The following is a 3,986-nucleotide window of genomic DNA, read 5'->3' as shown; positions in this document are numbered from 1 at the left end:
GTGGAAGGTGATGGCAATACGGTGAAAGTGGGCAATGCGATTTTTAATAATGATGAAGCAATCGAACTAGCTAGTCCTATGAGTGAAGAGCGTCGCTATATTCGTACAAGTATTTTGCCAAGCTTATTAGATGTTGTTTCTTATAACCGTGCTCGTAATATCAAAGATATCAATGTCTTTGAATTGAGTGATGTAGCTGGTGTAAGTGGTGCTAAAATGCATTTAGCTATTGCCATGAGTGGAAATTTACAACAAAATCGTTGGACAAGTGATGTAACTCCAAGCGATTTCTACACATTAAAAGGTTTAGTAGAAGCTTTCTTTGAACAAATTGGTATTGCAGCTCAAAGAATTTCATTTGTAGAAAATGATATGGATACAACACACTTCCACCCATATCGTAGTGCTAAGATCATGTTAGGAAAAGATTGTGTTGGACTTTTAGGTGATATTCATCCTCAATATGGTAAGAATATTGTGATGGCTGAACTTGACTTTGATGCGTTGATTGATGTGAAGAAATCAAAAATCAAATTCACTCCAGTTTCAAAATATCCAAGTGTATCTCGTGACTTGGCATTCGTTTTAGATCGTACAATGCCGGTACAAAAGGTAGTGGACACAATCAATAAACAGGGTCGTTTAAATAAAGAAATGATCATTCGTGATGTAGAAGTATTTGATGTTTATGAAGGTGAACACGTAAGTAAAGATGAAAAATCAGTTGCGTTATCAATCACATTCCAGTCGGATTCTCATACATTAAAAGATGAAGAAATCAACCAAGTGTTTGAAGCTATCCTTGAACATATTCAAAAAGATTGCAATGCAACACTTCGTAGTTAAGAGATGTTTTTGACATCTCTTTTCTTTTGTCTATGAAATCTTGTAAAGGGCTTACAAAAAGATTAAAATAAGACATATAAGGAGATTTTTCTATGCAAAAATATATTTTAGCAATCGACCACGGAACAACAAGTACGCGTGCTGTTTTATTTGATAAGGCAGCCAATGTGGTTGAGATTGCCCAAAAAGAAACGACAATATCCTACCCACATCCAGGTTGGGTAGAACAAGATGCCAATGAGATTTGGTTGGCGTGTTTGGCCGTGATGAGTGAGGTCATCTTAAAAAGTAAGATCAGTCCAGAACAAGTGGCTGCCATTGGAATAAGCAATCAGCGTGAAACTAGTGTTTTATGGGATGCATCAACAGGGCTTCCTGTAAGTCCTGCCATTGTATGGCAGTCTAAACAGACAAAGAGTATTTGCGATAGTTGGAAGGAAAAAGGGTATGAAGATGTTGTGAAGACGAAAACGGGCCTTCGTATTGATCCTTATTTTTCTGCAAGTAAGATTCGTTTTATTTTTGATCAAAATCCAGATGTCTATGAAAAGGCAAAAAAAGGCGAAGTGTTATTTGGAACGATGGATAGCTGGATCGTATGGAAGTTATCAGGTTCCTTAACGCATATTACGGATGTATCGAATGCGAGTCGTACTCTATTATTTAATATTCATACATTATCTTGGGATGAAGAATTATTAGAAATGTTTGATATTCCTAGACAAATCTTGCCAGAAGTCAAACCGACATCCTATGCATATTGTAAGACAGCTTCGTATCATTTTTTTGGTAAAGAAGTACCAATTTGTTCCGTTGTAGGCGATCAGCAGGCGGCTTTATTTGGTCAAGGCTGCTTTAGTGCAGGCGGCATTAAGAATACATATGGAACAGGTGGTTTTATGTTGATGAATACGGGCGATAAAATCGTCGAATCCAAGAATGGTTTATTGTCGACGGTCGCTTGGCAAATTGGTAATCAAGTCAATTATGCATTAGAAGGAAGTATTTTTGTTTCAGGTAGTTTAATGAAGTGGCTTCGTGATCAGTTGCAGTTATTTGAAAATACGAAAGATACGCAGGGCATGGCAGAAAGTGTTGAAAATACAAATGGTGTCTATATTGTACCGGCCTTTGTAGGTTTGGGGGCTCCATATTGGGATGATGCTTGTCAGGCAACTATTGTTGGTTTAACTTTTGGAGCCAATAAAAATCATATTGTTCGCGCAGCCTTGGAATCTATGGCCTATCAGTCAAAAGATGTATTAGAGGCAATGAAGCAAGACAGTCAAATTGAGATTTCATCGATGAAGGTGGATGGTGGAGCTGCTGCCAATAATTTCTTGTTGCAGTTCCAGAGTGATCTACTTCAAATGCCTGTTCAACGTTTTAAGACCAATGAATTAACGGCTTTAGGTGCAGCTTATTTGGCAGGACTTTCTTGTGGGTATTGGACACAAGATGAGCTTGGGGTAGATCTTCAAAAAGAGTTTGTGCCAGAAAAGAGCAAAGAAGAAATGGATAGCTTGTATTCAAACTGGAAAAAGGCGGTAAAAACTTGCCAGAGTTATAAATAAAAGTTAGAATATTGGCATGGAAATTTATACAAAAGAAGATTTTAAACAAATATTTATCGACTTGGGCATTGAAAAAGGGAGTAAAATTTTATTAGAAGCAGATTTATCTCGTTATAGTGGCTTGGTGGGTAACTATCAAATGTTGATAGAAACACTGCAAGAATTAATTGGAGATACAGGTTTATTGTGCATGCCTTGTTTCTCATATTCTTGTCTGGATCCTGCTTGTACGGATACGATATATCCTTTTGAAAAATGGAAAGAAGTGCGTAAAAACTTGCCTGGCTACCATGTGATGTACACGCCTAGTGAAATCTATCAAGAGTGCACAAATTTGTTTTTGCACTATAAAGATGTATATCGTTCAAATCATCCTGTATATAGTTTTGCGTATTGGGGATGTTTTGATGAACAGGTTTTAAAGGTGGATGTCAATGATGCTCTAAGTTTTAAGGGAAGTCTTTCTTTCTTGCATGAAAAAAAGGCCTGCAACCTTCTAATTGGTGTATCACCAGAAAAGAGTTTGATGGTGCGGGCACTTTCAAATGAGTATCAACTGGGTAAGACTGTTGTACAAAGAGCTTTTCTTCATTCGAAGCGTCAATTGACAAAGTCGTTTCTTTTTCAAATTGTAGATGATGAACTATCTAGTGATTTACTGGATGGTTTGACGGTTCTACAAAGTGATTCGAGTCTAGATGATATCTTTGTACTTAGAAAAGGGGAATAAAGAATTCGCAGATCTTTTCTAAGATGGCTTGGTCTTCTTTTGAGAAGTTATTGAATTCAAAAGAATCAATATCTAAGATGGCAACGAGTTTGTCATCTTTTTTTATAGGAATACAGATTTCAGAATTGGAAGCACAATCACAGGCAATGTGACCTGAAAATTTATGTACATCTTCAATTCTTTGTGTTTCTTGTGTTTTAGCGCAAGTACCTACAACACCTTTTCCATATGGTATGCGTGTACAGGCAACTTTTCCTTGGAAAGGTCCTAGAGTACATTCGTTGTTTGTTTCATCACAAATATAGAAGCCTAGCCAATTGATGTTTTCCATTTCATGATAGAGTAGAGCTATTAAATTTGAAATATTTGCGATGTTTGGCAGTGTATCATCGATTAAATAACTGCATTGTTCAATTAAAATTTCATTCATTTTTATCACCGTACATATTTTACCAAAAAATGTATAAAATTAGTGACTTTTGTCATTGAAAAAAAGCTTTTTTTTAAGTAGTATATAAGTGTAAATAAAGCTTTTATTTAAAGGCTTGGGGAATTTGGGATTGATACTAATACTTCTGCAAGAATAACAGACAGTAAAATTGATAGCGCGAATCATTTTTAGTGTCAAAAACAAATTTTAACGGAGAGAAGATTCTAGTAGGCTTGACGGTGCTGAATGAATCTTCTTTTCTTTTTTTAAAAAAATTTAAAAAAGGGGTTTACAAGATGGAAATGATTTGGTAATATAGATGAGCACTGCTGAGGTGCAGATGATCTTTGAAAACTGAACAGGAAATAAAAATACAAACTAAAACGTCAATTTCGAAACAAACAAT

The 3,986-nt window shown here is 35.8% G+C and carries 4 protein-coding genes; 3 read left to right on the top strand and 1 reads right to left on the bottom strand.

Annotation, left to right across the window (positions count from 1 at the left end; genetic code table 11):
- The 3 genes from ACZQCL_RS07215 to ACZQCL_RS07205 all read left to right on the top strand — a co-directional run.
- Positions 1–846 (top strand): phenylalanine--tRNA ligase subunit beta-related protein (locus tag ACZQCL_RS07215; RefSeq protein ID WP_482482477.1); only part of this gene is annotated, 846 nt, incomplete at its 5' end.
- A gap of 92 nt (positions 847–938) precedes the next feature.
- On the top strand, positions 939–2,420 hold the full coding sequence (gene glpK / locus ACZQCL_RS07210) for a glycerol kinase GlpK (RefSeq protein WP_227993834.1): 1,482 nt from the start codon (positions 939–941) through the stop codon (positions 2,418–2,420).
- Between the two features lie 16 nt (positions 2,421–2,436).
- Entirely contained in the window at positions 2,437–3,150 is a 714-nt protein-coding gene (locus tag ACZQCL_RS07205) for an AAC(3) family N-acetyltransferase (protein ID WP_482482474.1), read from the top strand.
- Here ACZQCL_RS07205 and ACZQCL_RS07200 read toward each other — a convergent pair.
- Positions 3,134–3,580, bottom strand: a complete 447-nt coding sequence (locus tag ACZQCL_RS07200) for a GAF domain-containing protein (protein WP_288523371.1) — start codon at positions 3,578–3,580, stop codon at positions 3,134–3,136. The two genes, ACZQCL_RS07205 and ACZQCL_RS07200, sit on opposite strands and share 17 nt — an antisense overlap.
- Positions 3,581–3,986: the final 406 nt, after the last annotated feature.

The sequence above is a fragment of the Holdemanella sp. genome, assembly GCF_056804935.1.
The sequence above is the reverse complement of the archived record's forward strand: the minus strand, read 5'-3'. Positions and strand labels throughout refer to the sequence as shown.